Annotated in this window: 17 protein-coding genes and 3 tRNA genes; 13 read left to right on the top strand and 7 right to left on the bottom strand. The window is 62.3% G+C overall.

Translation table 11 applies throughout. From position 1 onward, the window contains the following. The first annotated feature begins 66 nt into the window (after positions 1-66). Together FCS99_RS01735 and FCS99_RS01730 are read left to right on the top strand one after the other, a co-directional pair. The gene (locus tag FCS99_RS01735; protein WP_138509923.1) at positions 67-2,502 is read left to right on the top strand and encodes a M1 family metallopeptidase; all 2,436 of its coding nucleotides are present in this window, start codon (positions 67-69) and stop codon (positions 2,500-2,502) included. Positions 2,503-2,524: 22 nt separating this feature from the next. Further along, entirely contained in the window at positions 2,525-3,040 is a 516-nt protein-coding gene (locus FCS99_RS01730) for a DUF6702 family protein (RefSeq protein ID WP_138509921.1), read from the top strand. A 34-nt stretch (positions 3,041-3,074) separates the two neighbouring features. Here FCS99_RS01730 and FCS99_RS01725 read toward each other — a convergent pair whose 3' ends face one another. Both FCS99_RS01725 and phaC read right to left on the bottom strand, forming a co-directional pair. Next, complete coding sequence (locus FCS99_RS01725; RefSeq protein WP_171036201.1) at positions 3,075-3,788, bottom strand: SET domain-containing protein-lysine N-methyltransferase; 714 nt, start codon at positions 3,786-3,788, stop codon at positions 3,075-3,077. 103 nt (positions 3,789-3,891) lie between these two features. Next, complete coding sequence (gene phaC / locus FCS99_RS01720; RefSeq protein ID WP_138509917.1) at positions 3,892-5,826, bottom strand: class I poly(R)-hydroxyalkanoic acid synthase; 1,935 nt, start codon at positions 5,824-5,826, stop codon at positions 3,892-3,894. An 83-nt stretch (positions 5,827-5,909) separates the two neighbouring features. Here phaC and FCS99_RS01715 point away from each other — a divergent pair, with 83 nt between their 5' ends. From FCS99_RS01715 to FCS99_RS01700, 4 genes are all read left to right on the top strand, one after another. Further along, a complete protein-coding gene (locus FCS99_RS01715) occupies positions 5,910-6,248 on the top strand; it encodes a hypothetical protein (RefSeq protein WP_138509915.1) in 339 nt (112 codons plus the stop codon). A 43-nt stretch (positions 6,249-6,291) separates the two neighbouring features. Then, on the top strand, positions 6,292-7,245 hold the full coding sequence (gene glpX / locus FCS99_RS01710) for a class II fructose-bisphosphatase (RefSeq protein WP_138509913.1): 954 nt from the start codon (positions 6,292-6,294) through the stop codon (positions 7,243-7,245). A 17-nt stretch (positions 7,246-7,262) separates the two neighbouring features. After that, entirely contained in the window at positions 7,263-9,110 is a 1,848-nt protein-coding gene (gene recJ, locus FCS99_RS01705; RefSeq protein ID WP_138509911.1) for a single-stranded-DNA-specific exonuclease RecJ, read from the top strand. A gap of 66 nt (positions 9,111-9,176) precedes the next feature. Then, positions 9,177-9,251, top strand: a tRNA-Glu gene (locus FCS99_RS01700). A gap of 85 nt (positions 9,252-9,336) precedes the next feature. Here the strand turns inward: FCS99_RS01700 and FCS99_RS01695 are convergent. Next, entirely contained in the window at positions 9,337-11,151 is a 1,815-nt protein-coding gene (locus tag FCS99_RS01695; RefSeq protein WP_138509909.1) for a PI-PLC domain-containing protein, read from the bottom strand. A gap of 193 nt (positions 11,152-11,344) precedes the next feature. On the opposite strand from FCS99_RS01695, the gene FCS99_RS01690 reads away from it, so the two are divergent. From FCS99_RS01690 to FCS99_RS01665, 6 genes are all read left to right on the top strand, one after another. After that, positions 11,345-11,848 carry a 6-pyruvoyl trahydropterin synthase family protein gene (locus FCS99_RS01690; RefSeq protein ID WP_138509907.1) on the top strand — a complete coding sequence of 168 codons (504 nt, stop codon included), beginning with the start codon at positions 11,345-11,347 and terminating at the stop codon, positions 11,846-11,848. Between the two features lie 371 nt (positions 11,849-12,219). Further along, positions 12,220-12,708, top strand: a complete 489-nt coding sequence (locus tag FCS99_RS01685; RefSeq protein WP_171036200.1) for a cold-shock protein — start codon at positions 12,220-12,222, stop codon at positions 12,706-12,708. Between the two features lie 239 nt (positions 12,709-12,947). Next, positions 12,948-13,502 carry a DUF192 domain-containing protein gene (locus FCS99_RS01680; RefSeq protein ID WP_138509903.1) on the top strand — a complete coding sequence of 185 codons (555 nt, stop codon included), beginning with the start codon at positions 12,948-12,950 and terminating at the stop codon, positions 13,500-13,502. Positions 13,503-13,541: 39 nt separating this feature from the next. Further along, positions 13,542-13,618: transfer RNA gene (locus tag FCS99_RS01675), tRNA-Pro, on the top strand. Positions 13,619-13,672: 54 nt separating this feature from the next. Continuing rightward, positions 13,673-13,978 carry an ETC complex I subunit gene (locus FCS99_RS01670; RefSeq protein WP_138509901.1) on the top strand — a complete coding sequence of 102 codons (306 nt, stop codon included), beginning with the start codon at positions 13,673-13,675 and terminating at the stop codon, positions 13,976-13,978. 29 nt (positions 13,979-14,007) lie between these two features. Further along, positions 14,008-14,084: transfer RNA gene (locus FCS99_RS01665), tRNA-Arg, on the top strand. Between the two features lie 138 nt (positions 14,085-14,222). Here the strand turns inward: FCS99_RS01665 and metC are convergent. From metC to FCS99_RS01650, 3 genes are read right to left on the bottom strand one after another with little or no spacing between them, the layout of a single operon-like run. Continuing rightward, positions 14,223-15,374, bottom strand: coding sequence for a cystathionine beta-lyase (metC, locus tag FCS99_RS01660; RefSeq protein WP_138509899.1), 1,152 nt, complete (start codon positions 15,372-15,374; stop codon positions 14,223-14,225). Positions 15,375-15,376: 2 nt separating this feature from the next. Beyond that, the gene (locus FCS99_RS01655; RefSeq protein WP_138509897.1) at positions 15,377-16,201 is read right to left on the bottom strand and encodes a sulfurtransferase; all 825 of its coding nucleotides are present in this window, start codon (positions 16,199-16,201) and stop codon (positions 15,377-15,379) included. Further along, the gene (locus FCS99_RS01650; RefSeq protein WP_138509895.1) at positions 16,198-17,202 is read right to left on the bottom strand and encodes a cysteine synthase A; all 1,005 of its coding nucleotides are present in this window, start codon (positions 17,200-17,202) and stop codon (positions 16,198-16,200) included. Before FCS99_RS01650 ends, FCS99_RS01655 begins: the two co-directional genes overlap by 4 nt. Positions 17,203-17,307: 105 nt before the next feature. Here FCS99_RS01650 and FCS99_RS01645 point away from each other — a divergent pair, with 105 nt between their 5' ends. Continuing rightward, complete coding sequence (locus FCS99_RS01645; RefSeq protein WP_138509893.1) at positions 17,308-17,904, top strand: DUF6134 family protein; 597 nt, start codon at positions 17,308-17,310, stop codon at positions 17,902-17,904. On the opposite strand, the gene FCS99_RS01640 is transcribed toward FCS99_RS01645, so the two are convergent. Beyond that, positions 17,901-19,361 (bottom strand): cryptochrome/photolyase family protein, encoded by a 1,461-nt coding sequence (locus tag FCS99_RS01640; protein ID WP_138509891.1) that lies wholly within the window; start codon positions 19,359-19,361, stop codon positions 17,901-17,903. The genes FCS99_RS01645 and FCS99_RS01640 overlap by 4 nt on opposite strands. Between the last annotated feature and the right edge of the window lie 12 nt (positions 19,362-19,373).

Raw genomic sequence — 19,373 nt, 5'->3', positions numbered from 1 at the left:
CCCCTTCGACTGCGCGTTAATTCTTCCCCATACGGGGCTTCGGCCCTGGGCTAATTGGGGAACAAGATGCGTAGTTTGAACCTGATCGTTCTGGCTACGGCGGCTGCGACCTTGAATGTCGCGGCCGCTCAGCCGAACCAGCAGACCGTCAATGATTGGCGTGACGCCTTCCGCCAGCTCGAGGACGAGGACTGGCCGACACCGAACCGCGAGCGGCGCGCCACCGGGGCCCCCGGACCGGATTACTGGCAGCAGCAGGTCGATTACGACATCGATATCCGTCTCGATGAGGAGGAGAAACACCTCTACGGCGTCGAGACGATCACCTATACGAACAATGCGCCGGACACGCTGGACTTCCTCTGGTTCCAACTCGACCAGAACCGTTTCCGCCCCGATTCGATCGCGGTCATGACGGAAACCGTCGGCGGCGGCGGGCGCTCGTCCAGCCGCACTGGCGGATCCGATCCGGAAGGCATTTCCGCCTCGGCCGTGCGCCGTCGTCAGCAGATCGCCGAAAACGGCTATGGCCACAACATCACCGGCGTCACCGACGTGAATGGCGAGCCGATGGACTTCACCATTGTCGACACGCTGATGCGGATCGACCTGGATGAGGACCTGACCACGGGCGACAGCGTCACCTTCACCATTGAATGGGATTACCGCCTGGTGGAAACCCAGGTGATCGGTGGCCGCGCCGGCTGGGAATGCTTCGAGGAAACCGAGGATACGGGCGGCGACTGCATCTACCAGATTGCACAATGGTTCCCGCGCGCGGCGGCTTTCTCCGATTATGAGGGCTGGCACAACAAGGCCTTCCTGGGCCGCGGGGAATTCGGTCTGGAATTCGGCGATTACGACGTCTCCATCACCGTGCCGCAGGACTTCATCGTGGCGGCGACCGGCGAGCTTCAGAATGCCGATGAAGTGCTCAACCAGGTCCAGCGGGACCGTCTGGACGAAGCCCGCACGGCGGACGAGCCGGTCTTCATCGTGACCCCGGCCGAGGCCCGCGCCAATGAGCGCCGCGGCACGCGTTCGACCGAGACCTGGGAATTCCGCGCCGAGAATGTGCGCGACTTCGCCTGGGCCGGTTCGCGCAAATTCATCTGGGACGCGGTCGGCGTTGAACAGGACGGGCAGGGCGAGGCCCCGGATCTCGTCATGGCGATGTCCTTCTATCCCAATGAGAGCGAGCCGCTCTGGTCGACCTTCTCGACCCGGGCTGTCGAGCACACGATCGCCGTCTACAATGATTTCGCCTTCCCCTATCCCTATCCGACCGCGCAATCGATTGCCGGCCCGCAGGGCGGGATGGAGTATCCGATGATCACCTTCAATGGCGGTACCTATGGCCGTCCGGTGGCGGATGATGATGGCAATCTGACCTATTCACTGGGCTCCAAGCGTGGCCTGATCGGCGTGATCATCCACGAGATCGGCCACATCTATTTCCCGATGACGGTGAATTCCGATGAACGCCAGTGGACCTGGATGGATGAAGGCCTGAACTCCTTCCTGCAATTCCAGGCCGAGCGCCAGTGGGAAGAGGATTTCCCGGTCCGCCGCGGCGATCCGCACTCCATCACCTCCTACATGGTGTCCACCAACCAGATGCCGATCATGACCCAGTCGGACTCGATCGTGCAGTTTGGTCCGAACGCCTATTCCAAGCCGACCATCGCCCTGGTCGTCCTGCGCGAGACCGTGCTGGGCCGGGAATTGTTCGACGAGGCGTTCCGCACCTATGCCGAGCGCTGGCGCTTCCGCCGGCCGACGCCCTATGACTTCTTCCGCACGATGGAAGAGGTTTCCGGGGTCGATCTCGACTGGTTCTGGCGCGGCTGGTTCTACTCGACCGACCATGTCGACATCTCCATCGACCGGGTCTTCGAGGGAACGTTCAATACCGAGAATCCGGAAATCGAGAATGCACTGGATGCGGCCGAGGACGCGGCGGCGCCGGAAAGCCTGACCCAGGCCTCCAACCGCGAAGAAGGTCTGTCGACCTATGCCTCGCGCAATCCGGAAGTGCTCGACTTCTATTCCCGCACCGACGCCAACATCGTCACCAATCGCCAGCGCGAGGCCTATGAGCGCCTGCAGGGCGAGCTGGATGAATGGGAAGCCGACATCCTGAACTCCGACCAGCGGATCTATTATCTCGACTTCTCCAATCAGGGCGGAGTCGTGATGCCGATCATCCTGGAGTTCACCTATGCGGATGGCAGCACGGAAATGGTGCGCATTCCCGCCGAAGTCTGGCGCTATAATCCGGACAGTGTGACCTGGACCTTCATGACCGATCGCGAAGTGGTCAGCGTGGAGCTGGATCCGCTTTGGGAAACCGCCGATGCGGACCGTTCGGACAATTACTTCCCGCCGCGGATCGAGCCGACCCGCCTGGAAGTTTACCGATCCTCATCTTCGGGTTCGAATCTGATGGGTGACATGGATCAGCGGGTCAGCCGCGATTCCGTCCGCACCCGTCCGCAATAGTCCGCACGGACAAGGAGCGCGCATGCGCAAGCCCCGGCTTCGCACCTGGATACTGGCCCTGGCGGGGATGCTGTTTCTGGCAGCCCCCGCCAGCGCTCATCGCGTCCATGCCGGCGTGACTGAGATTTCGGTCAATCCGCGTACGGGCGAGATGGAGGTGATCCATCGCGTTTTCGGACATGATCTGCTCGAAGCCGTCGGCGAGGAAACGGAGCCGGCGCAGATCTGGCTGCAGACCGAAGAGGGTCTGGCCACAGTTGGCGATTATGTCCGTGAACGGTTCCGCATGGGCGATGGCGCGGGCAATCTGATCGAGCTCGATTATGTCGGCGCGGAAGCGGATGGCGAGTTCGCCTGGATCTATTTCTCCGCGCCAGCGCCGGAGGACCAAGCGGCCTTCATCGTCGACAATGACCTTCTGGCCGACCATTTCGACGACCAGGTCATGATGACCAATCTCCGCTTCAATTCGCTGGTGCGGACGGCCATGCAGGGGCCGGGACGTCGCTCGCCTGTCCGGGTGAGTTTCGAACGCTAGCCGGTCAACCCCCGGTGCGGGGGCTGGTGAAGGCTCAGACCTTGTGGATCTTGGCCGGACAGCGGCACTGGAAGCTGCCGGCCAGATCGCCTTCGGTCAGCGTGTAGTCGAAGGTGATCTCATCGCCCGGAACGAGGTCCCGATTGGCGACCAGGACCGGACGTCCATCAGGACGGTATTCGATCCGGCAGCTGGGTTCACAGGCATGATTGACGAAATGGCCATAGCCGGTCGGCTCGACATGGCGGCCATTATTTGTCCGGAAGGAATAGGGCGTCTGGAATTCGCTGACCGGTCCGGACACGACCACCACTGTCTGGTCGGCGGCGATCGCGCGCATGGCGATGGTGCCCCAGCCGTGTGTCGGGCTCGGATTCAGACCGATCGGCAGAACGGTTTCCACGACATAGGCCGATTGGGCATCGTCTTTCAGGCGGGTCAGGAGGGCTGGCTGGCCGGTCGTGTCATTGCCGGCATCGGTCTCGATGACCAGCGTTTCGGCCTCACCGGTTTCCTCACAGGTCAGGCTCAGATGCAGGCGGACCCCGTCCGGCTCACCCGTGATCTTGAAGCGCTGTCCCTGGGTCTCGGCAATCTTCAGGCGATGCATGTCTCCGGCAAATCCCGAAGCGATGGGGACCAGGCGGAACCGGTCATAGAAACGGCCGCCTTCCGGGCTGACATGGAAGCCAAGCAAGAATATCTCGGCGTTTCCGATATTTTTGGTATTGTCTTGCAACTCACTCACGCTTCTACTCGCCATTCAAGAAAACATTGAATGAAACCGTAGTGATGCGAGATGTCTGTGCAAGCCGTTGGGGCCGGATTGGCCTGATCCTTTGGGGAAAACTTCAACCCGATGGTGAATCGCCGGTTTTTGAGCCGGCAGGCTTGGACTGCAGCCGTTCATCGGAGCGCACGAGGACATTCTGGCCCGGTGCATCCCGCAGGGCCTTCAGGTCGCCTTCGCCAGGCTGGCGGGCGTCGACATCCGCGCCGGCCCGATCATACAGCCAGTTGCGCCAGTCTTCCCACCAGGAACCAGGATTTTCCTTGGCATGCTTCAGCCAAGTTTCGACCTTGGCCGGCAGTTTGTCATGGGTCCAGTGCTGGTACTTCTTCGCATCGGGGTGATTGATCACGCCGGCGATATGGCCGGACCCGGCCAGCAGGAAGCGGACCGGTCCGCCGAACAGTTTCGCCGCCCGGTAAACGGACGGGTAGGGCGCAATATGGTCTTCCCGCGAGGCCTGCATGTAGACCGGTGTGGTCACGCTGGACAGGTCGATCCTGTGGCCGGCCAATTCGAGCTCGCCCTTGGCCAGCTTGTTCTTGTTGTAGAGATTGTCCAGATACCAGAGGTGAAGCGCCTTGGGCATGCGCGTCTGGTCGGCATTCCAGAACAGCAGGTCGAAGGCCTGCGGCTGCCGGCCGAGCAGATAATTATTGACCACGAAGGACCAGATCAGGTCGTTCGAGCGCAGCAGGTTGAACGTGTCGGCCATGGACCGCCCGTCCAGAATGCCGCCCTGGCTGTCCATGATCTTCTCGATCTCGCCGAGCCAGTATTCGTCCACGAACAGGCACAAATCCCCGGCATCGGAAAAGTCGGTCTGCGCGGCAAAGAAGGTGGCGGAGGTGATCCGGTCCTCATGGCCATCAGCCTTGAGCCAGGCCATCGCCGTCGCCAGGAGTGTGCCGCCGATGCAATACCCCACCGCATTGACGCTCTTTTCGCCGGTGGCGGCCTCGACGGCATGCAGGGCGGCAAACAGGCCTTCATGCATGTAGTCGGCGAAGGTCTTGTCCTTCAGCTCCGGCCCCGGATTGACCCAGGAAATCAGGAAGACCGTGAAGCCCTGGCTGACCAGCCAGCGGATCATCGAGTTATTTTCCCGCAGATCCATGATGTAGAATTTATTGATCCAGGGCGGGACGATCAGGAGCGGTTTCTGCTTCACCGTCTCGGTTGTTGGCGAATACTGGATCAGTTCCATCAGCGCGTTCTGGAAGATCACCTTGCCCGGTGCGGTGGCGAGGTCCTTGCCAACCTCGAACCCGTCCATATCGGTCTGGGTGAGGGCGAGCCGGCCATGTCCGGCCTCCAGATCCCTCATCAAGTTCTGCAGGCCGCGGGTCAGGTTCTCACCCTTGGATTTCCAGGTCTCGCGCAGGACTTCCGGATTGGTCAGCGCAAAATTGGTGGGCGAGAGCGCATCCGTCATCTGCTTGGTGAGGAATTCCACCTTGCGGCGGGTGCGCTCATCAACGCCCGGTACGGATTTCACCAGACCCAGCATGAAATGCTGGTTGAGCAGGTAGGATTGCTTGATGGCGGAGAAGAGGGGATTCGCCGTCCAGTCCTCGTCGCGCCAGCGCTTGTCACCCTTTTCCGGTTCGATCACCGGATCGGCCTCGCCGGCCATCACCCGCTTGGTCGTGTTCGACCAGAGATCGATATAGCCCTTCATCAGATCGGCCTGGGCCCGCATCATCAGTTCGGGCTGGTTGGCGATCTTTGACCAGACTTCATTGAATTCGGGCGCCGCATGGAAGGGATCGGCATTGGGCAGGACGGGATCGCCCTCCATTGCCTTCTGCAGGACATCGCTCATCAGCTCCTGCGACATCAGCGAGGCCTGCATCAGATTGCGCGACATGTGGTCGAGCGTCTCCATCTCGGTCTCGGAGAAACCGGACCAGCTGTCCTGCGCGGTCTTGGCACCATCCTTCGTCTTGCCGGTCTCGGCTTTGGGCGGTGTGTCGGTGTCTGTCGGGTTCGCCATGGCGAATCCTTGTTCTTGGCGGGTGACTCAGGCACGCAACAGCGTATAGAAAGCGCTACGCGCGTCCAGCGCGAGGAGTTGCCATGCATCGCTTTGTCACGCTTGTGATCCTGACCGGCCTGGTGACCGGATGTGCGTCCACAGGACTGTCCACGCCGGATACCGAACGTCCGGACTGGGTCCAGGACCGTCTGGCTGACGGGGATAGACGGGATGCACCCACAGTGGTACCGGTAACATCGCTGTCGCGGCAAGATGCCGCCGCACTGGACCGTGAGGCACAACGCCTGATCCAGGCGCGCGAACAGCTGGATGCAGAGGCCGAGCGGCTGATCCGGGAACCGGACCAGTCCAGCGCCGATGACTTCGTCAACGAGGGGCAGGCTCGTACCACGCCCCCGGAGGACGGAACAGGATATTGAGAAGACGGCCGGTCGCTCGATCCGGCCCTACCGGAGACAGATGATGAGCGATACGCATGCCTTGAGCAGTCTGGCCTTGCAGGCCGTCCGAGCCGCCGAAGCCGCCGCCGTGGCCGCCTCGGCCTGGATCGGCAAGGGCGAAAAAGAGCTGGCTGACCAGGCCGCCGTGGACGCGCTGCGCACGGGCCTGAACGCCATGCCGATGAAAGGCCGTATCGTGATCGGTGAGGGCGAGCGTGATGAAGCGCCCATGCTCTATATCGGCGAGGAAGTGGGTACGGGCGAAGGCCCGGAAATCGACATTGCGCTGGATCCGCTGGAAGGCACGACCCTGACCGCGACCGGTCAGGCCAATGCGCTGGCCGTGGTCTCCTTCGCGCTGCGCGGTGGCCTGCTGCACGCACCGGACACCTATATGGACAAGATCGCCGTGGGGCCGGGCCTGCCGGCCGGTGTGGTCGATCTGGACGCCAGCCCGGAAGAGAACGTCAAGAATCTGGCCAAGGCCAAGGGCGTCGACGTTTCCGACATCACGGTCTGTGTCCTGGACCGGCCGCGGCACAAACCGATCATCGATGGTGTGAAAGCCGCCGGTGGCCGGGTACGCCTGATTCCCGATGGCGATGTCGCCGGTGCCATGGGCGCCGCGGGTCTGGGTGTCGGTGTCGACATGTATATCGGTCAGGGTGGTGCGCCCGAGGGTGTTCTGGCGGCCTCGGCCCTGCGCTGTATCGGTGGCCAGATGCAGGCCCGCCTGGTTTTCCGCAATGAGGACGAGAAAGCCCGCGCCACGCGCGTCGGCGTCACGGACTTCGATCGCAAGTATGACCTGGCCGAGCTGGCTGCCAGCCACTGCCTCTTTGTGGCGGCTGGCGTCACCGATGGTGACCTGGTCGATGGCGTCACCAAGTCCGGCGGTCTGGTGAATACGCATACGCTTCTGCTCGACTCAGCGGATCATTCGGTTCGCCGTATCCGGACTGCCCGTCCGGCCTGAGCCGATGCCGAGGGGATATGACCACCACGACTGACGACGTCCTGGATCCGACAGCGGCCGCTGAGGCCGCTGTCTCCTCTCAACCGACCGAAGCCCTTCTGGGGGTCGAAACCTCGCTCAGCGGGCGCAAATGGCGCCTGCGCGAGGCGGATGATGCGTCGGTCTCCGTCATTGCCCGCCAATTGCAGATTCCCGACGCGCTGGCGCGGGTCATCGCGGCCCGTGACATCGCCCCGGATGCAGCCGCCGGCTACATGCAGCCGCGCCTGCGCGACAGTTTCCCCGATCCCTCCAGCCTGGCCGACATGGATCTCGCCGCGTCCACCATCTGGGACGCGGTGGAGGCGGGCCGGCGCATGGCCCTCTTCGCCGACTATGATGTCGACGGGGCCACCTCTGCCGCACAGCTCTGGCGCTGGCTGAAGCATTTCGGCCTGGATGCGGAAATCTATATCCCCGACCGTGTGGAAGAGGGCTACGGCCCGTCAGCAGCGGCCTTCGAGACCTTGCGCGAGCGCGGGGCGGAGCTCGTGGTCACTCTGGATTGCGGCGCCGCCGCCCATGAAGCGCTCAAACATGGTGCCGGGATCGGTCTGGACATCGTGGTGATCGACCATCACCTGATGGATCATGACTTCCCGCCGGCCACGGCTCTGGTCAATCCCAACCGGCCGGATGACACATCCGGCTGCGGACACCTGGCGGCGGCGGGCGTGACCTTCGTCCTTCTCGCCGCGCTGAACCGGGAAGGCCGCCGCCGCGGCAAGATCACCGCTGACAATGAGCCGGACCTGCTGCAATGGATAGATCTGGCGGCGCTGGGCACGGTCTGTGACGTGGTGGCCCTGACCGGCCTCAATCGCGCCCTGGTCGCCCAGGGGCTCCGTGTCATGGGGCAGTGGAGCCAGACCGGGCTCAAGGCGCTGGCCGAGGCGGCCGGTGTCGAGGGCGAGGCCTCCACCTATCATGCCGGTTTCCTTCTGGGCCCCCGCATCAATGCCGGCGGCCGGGTCGGCAAGTCCGATCTCGGCGCGCGTCTCCTGACCACCGAAGACCCGGCCTTGGCGGCGAAACTCGCCGGCCAGCTCGATCGGTTGAATGCAGAACGCCGGGCCATCGAACAGGAGGTGCAGGAAGCCGCGCTGGCGCAATTGGAGGGGCAGGGGGGCGGCCGGGCCGTTCTGGTCGCCTCGGGTGAGGACTGGCACCCCGGTGTGATCGGCGTTGTGGCGGGCCGTCTCAAGGAACGTTTCTCCAAACCGGTCATCATCATCGGCATCGACCGCAAGTCCGGCGCCGGGATCGGCAAGGGCTCCGGGCGCTCCGTTCCGGGCGTCAATCTGGGCGGCGCGATCGCGGCTGCGCGGGAGGCCGGCATCCTGATGGCGGGCGGCGGGCACGCCATGGCCGGTGGTCTCACCGTCGACGCGGACCGGATCAATGAACTCGTCGCCTTCCTGGATGACCGCCTGGCGCCGGAATTGGCGGCGGCAGGGGACGCCATGGCCCTGCAGCTGGACGGCGTCCTGAGCGCGGCTGGCGTCTCTGTGGAGCTGGCTGAAATGCTGGAGCGCGCCGAACCCTATGGCCAGGCGAATCCGGAGCCCCGTTTCGTCCTGCCGCGCATGCGGGTCGGTTTCGCCAAGCGTGTCGGCAAGGACCATGTCCGATTCACGCTCAAGGACATGGCCGGAACCGCGGTCCAGGGCATCGCTTTCCGCTGCGCTGACGAGCCCGTGGGAGAGGCACTGCTGAAAGCGGGTGAGGGGCTCTATCATGCCGCCGGCCGCATAAAACTTGATACCTGGCAGGGCCGCCGCCGGGTGCAGCTGCAGTTGGAAGACCTGGCCACTGCACAAGAGTGACATTTTTCCGAAATTCCCGCTTGCCAGCCGTCTTCAGCTTTCTTATACGACGGCCCTCATCGCCGCGGGCCCTTCGTCTATCGGTTAGGACGCCAGGTTTTCAACCTGGAAAGAGGGGTTCGATTCCCCTAGGGCCTGCCAGCGGTGCTTCCCCCGATCCGAAAAAGAAGACGGCCCGAGCGATTGCCCGGGCCGAAGAGATTCATACTTACCCTGTGTTCTTGGATCAGGCGTCCATTTCGGCATCTTCCTTGAGTTCGGCCGCTGCAATCATGGCGTCGACATGTGGCCCATTGGCCAGCGTGTAGGAGACCGCAATCGCGACCGTTTCCGTCTGCTCATAGAAGTCGCTGTAGAGAAAGCCGATCTGGTTCAACTCCTGTGAGCGCATGGCCTGGAAGTTCTCGGTCGCCAGTTCGTACATCTGCCGGTTCACCTTCTGGGACAATTCCTCCAATGAGGAGAAACCGGGCGATTCCAGCTTGTATTTCCTCACCTGTTCCAGCGCGATGATGGAGATCGCCGCCGCGATCGGCCAGAGCGGAAGCTTGAAAGGCGAAGCCAGGGTAGCCGCAACCACTTTCTGGACCTTGCGGATCGCTTTGTTGCCGACAATGCCAACATACTGGTCGAAACTGGGGGTGAGGGTGAAGTACAAGGCATAGCCCTGGTCGGCCTTGGACGGACTGTTCTTGTAAGTATCGAACAGGGCTTTTTGACCGGCCAGCATCTCGTTGACATCGGGGGTTTCCGTGTAGTGGCCAATGATGCGATTGCTGCGCCCGTTTCCGTTATCGGCAGGGCTGTACGAGCGCGGCCAAAAGATGTCGGGATTGTAGGTTAGGTCCGATGAGGGTGAGGAGGGTATATTGCTCTCGCCATCGACCAGAATGATGGTCGAAGCGTTTTGTTGCCGCGCCTCGGCGGTGATCGCTTCATAGGTCTGTGAGAACAGGCTGGAATTGTTGCTGCCGGTCTTCTTGTAGGCGAGATCGCCCAACGATTCCGAAATCTGCTCGCGCAACAGCCGCATCACTTCGCCATCGGTGGATTCCGATTGGTTCTGAAGGTGTCCAAATGTGACGTAGAAAATCTCGCCCACATAGGCCCTCGCATAGCTGGACAGATCCGACAGGACCGTTTCCAGCGTTGGCCCGACCAGCCCGTGGAAGAGATAGAACTTGTCTTCGGTGTCGGACGCCGGCCCCTTTCCATAGAACACCCGAAGATCAAGGCAGCGAATTCCGTTGAGCAATTGATCATAGACCGTCCGGGTCGTCGTCGTGGACAAGTCGTCAATACTGGCCATGACGGTCGATCTGACCGAAGCCCAACTCAGGAGGCGCCCGATCCCGGCCTTGTCAAAGACGGATTCAATATCATCCAGTATTTCCATTGCCCGTGCGAGTTCCGCGCTTGGGTCGTCGGTCAGGACATCACTCAGCGCATAGGTCCCGGTATCGTGGGATGCGGGCAAGCAAATGGAATTGAGAGGCCGTGAGCGTTGAGCATCCGTATTGAGTCCCAACTCCATCCAGTTGACGTAAAACGCATCAACGGGGTGTTTCATCATCAGTCCCAGGCCGTTCAGCTCTTCACCACTGAAACCGAACAAGGCGCCCAGCTGCATGTCGGGCGTCACTTCCAGGACGCCGAGATACTCATTCTGGGTGGAGCCACATTCATGGACCGTTCCGTCATCCATCGTGATCACCATACGACCGAGCCGGGGAGGATCGCCTTTTGGATGGGCACCCCAGAACTCGATCCGAGCCAGTGAGTTGTTCACCAGATCGATCTCGATGGTTTTCTTGCCTCCGAATTTTCCGAGTCCGCCTAAGGACTTGTCGCCGTAGTGCAGAGACACGCCGTCAATCCGGTCTCCGTAATTGACCTTCATTAGCGTGGGGTCCTGTGGGGTCAATTGGTGGTGCTGGCCCAGAATGCCAATCATGTTGGGTCCTTCGGACCGTCCCCCCGCTGTCTGGTAGCCGAAATATTCACTCGCCTTGAGATCGAACCATTCGCTTCGATTAGCCATCTGCACCCCTTTCAAAAGCTGTTTTGTGAAGAAATGCTACTACAGGATGTGCGTCAGTGCCAATTCGGGACGGGATACACGGCGTCTCACGCGCAATCGCGGACCGGACCCGCTGCGCGGATATTTGATGTTCGCTCAATGCCGGTCTATAGCCGCTTTCACCTTTCAGACCGAGCGATCCGGAGTTGCGGGCATGGCCCATCTGTCCACGAAATCCTATGGCAATGAGCGCGGGCTCAGCTGTTGTTCTCGCCAGTGGGCGGCGGACAGTCATTGCAACCTCTTGCACGGCTATTCCTTCGGCTTCCACTTCGTGTTTGCGGCGGAGCAGTTGGACAAGCGCGGCTGGGTGCTGGATTTCGGCAAGGGCGGGTTTGGCCTGATCAAGGCCTGGCTCCACTCGATGTTCGATCACACCCTGCTCGTGGCGGAAGATGACCCGGAACGGCCCACGCTCGAGGCGCTGGGCGCCAAGGGGCTGGCGGATGTCCGCATCGTGCCGGGCACGAGTTGCGAGCGCATGGCGGAAATGGCCTTCAAGAAGGCCGATGAAATCGTCCGTGAGGCGACGCAGGGCCGGTGCTGGGTGGAATCCGTCGAGTGTTCAGAGCACGGTTCCAACAGCGCCATCTATCGCTCCAGTGAGGCCTTGGATCGGGCGGCAGAGAGCGACCGGTTGCGATCCCAACTGGATTGAGCCCGCTACGGCCCAAAGTTTTCCACAGATATCGCGTCGAGCGGCTCCGAAATTCGTCCGTTACAGGATGATTACGGTTTCATGAACTTGGTTCGACGCAAAAAATTCGCTTCTTAGGGGAAAATTCATACTTAATTCAGGTTACGAATATTCTCATCAGGTTGCGGGTAAAAAGCTTATTTGGCACAAGATATTGTGTTAACTGGCTTGAGAATGCCTCTCAACGCCTAGATTTCGAAGTCGCTAAACGCAACTGTTTGTCGGAATCGTCTTCTCTCGACCTCGATATTTGTTTATAAAAACTTCTCTTGAGGGTTGTCTAAGCGAGTGAAGTTATGGTTCTGGCTCACGAAGTTTTTGAAGACACACAAGTGCTTCAATTGGAGGGCCGCGTTAAATGGTACGATCCTGCACGCGGCTACGGATTCATCGACGCTGAGGACGGGCAGGGGGACATTCTCCTGCATGCCAGCTGTCTGAGGCGGTTCGGACAGGGACCGGCGCTCCCCAATGCCAAAATCGTCTGCAAGGCGGTCCAGGGCGACAAGGGCCGCCAGGCGGTCGAACTCATCGAAATGAGCGGCGGTGACACCGAAGCGGCCAGCCGGCCCCGGCGTTTCCACCCCTATGCCGTCTCCAACGCCCCCTTCGCGCAAGCTGTCGTCAAATGGTTCGACCCGCTGCGTGGCTATGGCTTCGTCAATTGTGCCGAGGTGGAAGGCGATGTCTTCCTCCACGCCGCGACGCTGCGCCGGGCCGGTCTGGAAGACGTCCAGCCGGGCGATCCGCTCGAGGTGCGGTGTGTCGAGGGGCCCAAAGGGGCTCTGGCGGCAGAAATTAAACCGGTTTCGGCGGGCTGATCCCTTCCCGCCACGTCCCGATCCCTCCGGGACATGTCCTGCCGCCCCGGCTTGGCCGGTGAGCGCAACGGCCCGGGCCGGATCGGCGGCCTGTGGCCGGGTCAACATCTACGGGTCTTTCCATTCGGGAAGACCCGTTTTTTTGTGCCGGTGTGACACTGGCGGAGCTCTCTGAAATCTTCCGCCGGACATTGCGTGAAAGCGTTGCGTGCCCGGCAGGCTGAGGCTAGCTTCGCGCCATGCGTACTCTGATTTTACCGCTTCTCGCTCTGGGCCTGGCCCAGCCGGTCTGGGCCCAGTCCGAAACGGGTGTCGATCCGACGGCCCGGGAGACCGTTGTCGAATTCGGCGCGCCGCAACCGGTCATCCTCCGGTCGGGTGAGGCCGAGCATACCATCATGGCCGAGCTGGCGACCACGCCGGAGCAGATGCAGCGCGGCATGATGTGGCGGGAAAGCGTGCCCGAAGGCACAGGCATGCTCTTCCACTACGTCCCGGCCCAGCGCGCCTCCATGTGGATGGAGAACACGCTGGTCGATCTGGACCTGCTCTTCATCGATGAAAACGGGACCGTGGTGAAAGTGATCGCCTACGCCCAGTCCGAGTCGCGCCGCAGCCTGCCGGCCAATGCCGAAGTCTCCGGCGTTCTCGAACTGGCAGCCGGCCAGGCGATCGAGATGGGGATTCGCCCCGGCGACAGCGTGCATCACGCGATTTTCGGCAATGCCGATCTGCCGGCCGATGCCGAAGATGCGGATGTGGCTGCAGAGGATGGGGCCGAGGATACGCCTTAGGCTTGCCTAAACCGGGACGCCCTTACATAAGGGCCAAGACGGAGCGTGGCGCAGCCTGGTAGCGCATCTGGTTTGGGACCAGAGGGTCGCAGGTTCGAATCCTGCCGCTCCGACCATTTCCGGTCGGGTTCGAAACAGACCCGCTAGTCGGGATTGAACGGGAGACACGCATGTTTGCGAAAATCTATCGTCCGGCACGCAATGCCATGCAGTCCGGCCGCGGCAAGATGAAGAACTGGGTGCTGGAATTCTCCCCGGAAATGGCCCGCAAGCCGGATCCGCTCATGGGCTGGACCTCCACGTCCGACATGCGCAGCCAGATAAAGCTGAAATTCGAAAGCCAGGACGAGGCGGTGGCCTATGCCAAGCGCCAGGGCATTCCCTTCCAGCTGGTCGAGCCGCACGAGCTCAAACGGTACGAGAAATCCTACGCCGACAATTTCTCCGCCGACCGCAAACAGCCCTGGTCGCACTAGACCTCACGGCCTGTCACCACACGGCTTCCGCCTCCGTAGCTCAACCGGATAGAGCGCCCGCCTTCTAAGCGGATGGTTGCAGGTTCGAGTCCTGCCGGGGGCGCCACTTTTCCCTTTGTTCCCGCTCCGCTCTACCCGTGTCCGTCGCCGATTTCGGCGTTGGGGTCGATGCTCACATGGAACACGCTCAAGGCTGTGGGCAGCGTGTCTGTTGCCTCGTGTGGCTGCGCAACGCCCTGGCCGCTCAGGCGCTGGCCGCTGCCAATCCTTTTTCCAGATCCGCAATCAGATCCTCGGGCGCTTCCATGCCGATGGAAAAGCGGATCAGGGCGCCGTCATGCTTCTGGGCGGTCTTCGTGCGTTTGAGCTGCGGGTCGCAATGGATGGCGAGGCTTTCATAGCCGCCCCAGGAGAAGCCCATTCCGAAAACCTCCAGCGCATCGAGGAAGCGCTCCGAGCGCGGAATATCCCAGCCGGGAAACTCAACCGAGAACAGGCCACAGCCGCCAGAAAAATCCCGTTTGAACAGGGCATTCTGGGGGTGATCTTCATGCGCCGGATGAAGAATGTGGCCGACTTCCGGACGGGATTTCAGCCAGTCGGCAATCGTCAGGGAAGACTGGAAACTGCGCTCCATGCGAACCGCCATGCTGCGCAGGCCGCGCAGGGCGAGATAGACGTCGTCCGGTCCGGTATGAAAGCCGAAGCTTCGCTCGGTCGACTGGAGGCGGTTGAACAGGGCCTCGTCGCGCGCCACGACGGCGCCGAGCAGAAGATCAGAATGACCGCCGACATATTTGGTCAGGGCCTGGGCGGCATAGTCGACGCCCAGCTGGAGCGGTTTCAGCGTCAGCCCGGCGCTCCACGTGTCGTCGATAATGGTGATGACACCCTTTTCCCGCGCCACCTTGGTGACGGCGGGAATGTCCTGGAGCTCCATGGTCAAACTGCCCGGGCTTTCCAGCAGGATGGCCTGGACGTCATCGGTGATCAGGTCGGCAATCTGGGCCCCCATGTCCGGGGCGAAGAATTCGGCCGTGACGCCATAGCGCGGCAGGACATTGGTCAGGAAGCTGCGGACCGGCCCGTAGATGCAGTCGGCGGCCAGGACGCGGCCGCCGGCTTCCACGGAAGCCAGGATGGAGAGCGTGTTCGCCATCAGGCCGGAGGAGGTCAGCGAGGTGCCGGCACCGCCCTGCAGCTCGGTCAGGGCACCGCGCAAGGCGTTGTGGGTTTCCAGTCCGACGCGGCCGTAATGGGTGCGGCCTTCGGGAAAATTGTAGAGCGTGTCCGCCGAGGCGGCGAGCATGGTCGAGCCGCGCGCCACGGACGGGTTCACCTGGCCGCGCTCATCATGCGGGCGGCCCAGGCGCGTGAGTCGGGTATCGTCTCTCATGATCAGCTCTTGTCCGTCTCGATCGGTGTGTCTTCACGGCGGCCCCATTCGGACCAGGAACCGTCATAGACGGTGGCGATACGGCCCTGACGCTCCAGGGCCAGGGCCAGGATGCAGGCGGTCACCCCCGATCCGCAAGTGGTGATCACTGCGTCATCGGCCGCCAGTCCGGCCTCGTCGAAAGGCGCGGTTTCGCCGGTCGGGTGCCAGTCAGCGTCCAGCAGACTCGGGAAGGGCAGGTTCAGCGCGCCCGGCATGTGGCCGCTGCGCATGCCCGGACGCGGTTCCGGTGTGGTACCGGCAAAGCGGGCGGCGGGCCGGGCATCGAGAATGCTGTGGGAGCCGGTCTCGATGGCGCTCAGAACGCCCTGGCGGTCGGTGACGCGATGCGGCTGGAAGGCTGCGGTGAAATCGCCTGATGCCCATTGGGTGCCCGGAACGTCGTCCACCGGACCGGCCTCAGCAATCCAGGCCCGCAGGCCACCGGACAGGACGCGAACTTCCTCATGGCCCATCGTGCGGAACATCCACCAGACCCGCGGGGCGGAGAAGAAGCCGATGCGGTCATAGATGATCAGCCGGCTGGTCCCGTTGATGCCCAGATCCCGCGCATGGTGCTCGAATACGTCCGGAGACGGGAGCATGTGTGGCAGATCACTGGTGGCGTCCTTCACCGTGTCGATGTCGAAGCACCGGGCCCCCGGGATGAAGCCTTCACTGCGAAAGCCGGGACCGCCCTGGAAGGTCCAGCTCGCATCCAGGAAGACGACATCCGCCTGGCCGAGCTTGTCCCGGGCCTCCGCGATCGTGATGAGGGGATCGTTCATTTCGCGAGCCAGGCCGGATAGGGCAGGCCCTTTTCCTTCAGGAAATCGACATTGAAGAGCTTGGACTGATAGCGCGAGCCATGGTCGCACAGGATCGTCACAATGGTGTGGCCGGGGCCCAAATCCCGCGCCAGGCGCTTGGCGCCGGCAATATTGACGCCGGAGGACGAGCCAAGGCACAGGCCTTCCTCGGTGATCAGGTCGAAAATGATCGGCAGGGCTTCCTCATCCGGGATGCGGTAGGCCTTGTCGACCTGCACATCCTTGATGTTCGCCGTGATGCGGCCTTGGCCGATGCCTTCGGTGATGGAGGAGCCTTCCGACTTCAGCTCGCCATGGGCAAAGAAACCGTAGAGCGCGGCACCGCCCGGATCGGCAATGCCGATCTGGACGTCCGGATTGTGGGCTTTGAGCGCGTCGGACACACCGCCCAGCGTGCCGCCGGAGCCGACTGCGCAGATGAAGCCGTCCAGCTTGCCGTCGGTTTGCTGCCAGATTTCCTGTGCCGTGGTCTGGGCGTGGAAGTGGCGGTTGGCGGTATTGTCGAACTGGTTGGCCCAGATGGCACCGTTCGGCTCGCTGGCATTCATCTCCTCGGCCAGTACGCCGGAATAGCGGGCGTAATGATTGGGGTTGGAATAGGGGACGGCATCGACCTCGATCAGCTCGGCGCCGAGCAGGCGGATCGCATCCTTCTTTTCCTGGGTCTGGGTGCGTGGCATCACGATGACCACGCGATAGCCCAGCGCGCGGCCCACCATGGCCAGGCCGATCCCGGTATTGCCGGCCGTGCCTTCCACGATCGTGCCGCCCGGTTTCAGCGTGCCATCCTTTTCCGCGGCGCGTATGATGCCCAGTGCGGCACGGTCCTTGATCGATCCGCCCGGATTGAGAAACTCTGCCTTGCCGAGGATTTCACACCCGGTCTCCTCGGACGCCTTGTTGAGGCGGACCAGGGGGGTGTTGCCGATGAGGTCGATGACAGAGGCCGCTGCAGACACGATTTTGCTCCCGGTTGCACTGGATTGAGTGTCTATGTCGTTCAGTGAACCTGAAAATTCAATGCAAGAGGCATCCATTTGCACAGGCGCGACGTAGGACATCGTATGAAACAGCTTCTCACCTCTCTCGCACTTCTTGCGCTGGTCCCGGTCGGCGTGGCCCTGGCTGACACGCCGGACGACATCCTGTTCGACGTCTATCGCAATGGCTCACCCTTCGGTGAGCATACGGTCCGTTTCCAGGAAACCGAGAACGGTGCGCTGCAGGTCGATGTCGATGTGGAATTGTGGGCCGGTCTCGGGCCGATCACCCTGTTCCGCTATCGCCATGACAGCCGAGAAGTCTGGGATGATGGCGAGCTGGTCAGCGTCACCGCCGACACTTTCAATGACGGCACGGAGATGGATTTCTCGCTGGAAGGCGATGCCATTCCGCCGCTGACCCTGTCCAGCCACTGGCGTGGCTATCAGGCCGGGCTGGACCAGGTCTTCAACACGGAAACCGGCGAGCCGATGGATGTGGTGATCGAGGATCTGGGCGAGGAAATGTTCGAAACGCCGGACGGTCCGGTGCCGGCCCGCCATCTTCGCATCATCGGCACGCTGACGGCGGACCTCTGGTATGATGAAAACGGTCGCTGGATCGGCTGCGCCTTCGAGGCGCGCGGCCAGGAAATCCGCTACGTGCTGCGCGACAGCTAGGCCGCCGCTTCCTTCATTTCCTGATAGGCTTCCAAGGCCCGTTCGCGGCCGGTCTTCAAGTCCACGACGGGCTTGGGATAGGTCTTGCCCAGCGTCACGCCGGCGCGGACCAGCTCGCCCTCGGAGGCCTCCCAGGGCGCGTGGATATGGCGGGTCGGCACATCCCGCAATTCTTCCACCCATTGCCGCACATACTTCCCGTCCGGATCGAATTTTTCGCCCTGGCTCGCCGGATTGAAGATGCGGAAATAGGGTGCGGCATCGGCGCCGGAACCGGCCACCCATTGCCAGCTGGCCGCATTCACCATCGGATCGGCATCAACCAGCGTATCCTCGAACCAGCGCATGCCTTCGCGCCAGTCACAGCCGATATGCTTGATGAGATAGGAGGCCGCGATCATGCGGGTGCGATTGTGCATCCAGCCAGTGACCCAGAGCTGGCGCATGGCGGCGTCGACCATGGGCACACCCGTCCGGCCTTCCTTCCAGGCCTGCAGACCTTCCGCATGATCACGCCAGGGGAAATGGTCGAAATCGCGGTTGAAATTGATCGTCCGCAAATCCTCGAAATGCCAGGCCAGATAATAGGCAAAGTCCCGCCAGCCAATTTCGGCGAGATATTTGTCGGCGGCCTTGAACTGGCCGCTACCTTCGGCCTGGAGTTTCACACGGTGCCAGACGGTGCGCGGTGAGATCTCGCCCCAGGCGAGGTGCGGCGACAAGCGCGAGGTCTCGTCCAGGTCCGGGCGGTCGCGATGGGTGGGGTAATCGGCCAGATCATCCTTCAGGAAGGCGTCGAGCTGTTTGCGAGCGGCCGCCTCACCGGGCGTCCAGCGTTCGGCAAATTCCTTCGCCCAGTTCGGCTTGGACGGCAGCAGTCCCCAGTCTTCCAGCGTGGCGCCGTCGCAGTCGGGGCCGTCGGGCAGACTGTCCGGAGCGGGCAGGGCATCCTTGGGCGCCAGCTCCTTGAGGGCGGCGCGCCAGAAAGCGGAGAAAACCTTGTAAGGCTTGCCGGAACCGTTGAGCAGTTCGGGCGGATGCACCAGGGTCACACCCCGAAAGCCGCGCGGCTTGATCCCGTCATCCTTCAGCGTGTCGGCGATGCGGCTGTCCCGCGCATTCTGGCAGGGCCAGCCGGTCTGGTTCCAGAACACCTCGGCAGCGCCCAGCTTCTGGGCGAGTTCCGGGATGGCGACTTCAGGATCGCCCTCGATCAGGGCAATCGGCTGCCCGCCGCGTTTTCGCAGGTCGGCGCTCAGGGAGGTCAGGGAGTGATGCAGCCACCAGTCGGAGGCCGAGCCGGGGGAATAGCGGTGACCCGATTCCCGGTCTCGAACGTAGACACACACGAGTGGTCGACCGGAGCGGACAGCCGCATGCAGGGCCGGATTGTCCGCCAGGCGGAGGTCGCGTCGGAACCAGAGGAGTGCAGGCGCGGTGGCCGGAGGAGTTGCCATTACTGTACTGTC

It is taken from the genome of Maricaulis alexandrii (assembly GCF_005871165.1).
Lineage (GTDB): Bacteria > Pseudomonadota > Alphaproteobacteria > Caulobacterales > Maricaulaceae > Maricaulis > Maricaulis alexandrii.
The sequence above is the reverse complement of the archived record's forward strand: the minus strand, read 5'-3'. Positions and strand labels throughout refer to the sequence as shown.

Coding starts and splice junctions, on each gene's coding strand:
- FCS99_RS01735 (WP_138509923.1), top strand. CDS start 67: ATGCGTAGTTTGAACCTGATCGTTCTGGCTACGGCGGCTGCGACCTTG.
- FCS99_RS01730 (WP_138509921.1), top strand. CDS start 2,525: ATGCGCAAGCCCCGGCTTCGCACCTGGATACTGGCCCTGGCGGGGATG.
- phaC (WP_138509917.1), bottom strand. CDS start 5,826: ATGGCGAACCCGACAGACACCGACACACCGCCCAAAGCCGAGACCGGC.
- FCS99_RS01715 (WP_138509915.1), top strand. CDS start 5,910: ATGCATCGCTTTGTCACGCTTGTGATCCTGACCGGCCTGGTGACCGGA.
- glpX (WP_138509913.1), top strand. CDS start 6,292: ATGAGCGATACGCATGCCTTGAGCAGTCTGGCCTTGCAGGCCGTCCGA.
- recJ (WP_138509911.1), top strand. CDS start 7,263: ATGACCACCACGACTGACGACGTCCTGGATCCGACAGCGGCCGCTGAG.
- FCS99_RS01695 (WP_138509909.1), bottom strand. CDS start 11,151: ATGGCTAATCGAAGCGAATGGTTCGATCTCAAGGCGAGTGAATATTTC.
- FCS99_RS01690 (WP_138509907.1), top strand. CDS start 11,345: ATGGCCCATCTGTCCACGAAATCCTATGGCAATGAGCGCGGGCTCAGC.
- FCS99_RS01680 (WP_138509903.1), top strand. CDS start 12,948: ATGCGTACTCTGATTTTACCGCTTCTCGCTCTGGGCCTGGCCCAGCCG.
- FCS99_RS01670 (WP_138509901.1), top strand. CDS start 13,673: ATGTTTGCGAAAATCTATCGTCCGGCACGCAATGCCATGCAGTCCGGC.
- metC (WP_138509899.1), bottom strand. CDS start 15,374: ATGAGAGACGATACCCGACTCACGCGCCTGGGCCGCCCGCATGATGAG.
- FCS99_RS01655 (WP_138509897.1), bottom strand. CDS start 16,201: ATGAACGATCCCCTCATCACGATCGCGGAGGCCCGGGACAAGCTCGGC.
- FCS99_RS01645 (WP_138509893.1), top strand. CDS start 17,308: ATGAAACAGCTTCTCACCTCTCTCGCACTTCTTGCGCTGGTCCCGGTC.
- FCS99_RS01640 (WP_138509891.1), bottom strand. CDS start 19,361: ATGGCAACTCCTCCGGCCACCGCGCCTGCACTCCTCTGGTTCCGACGC.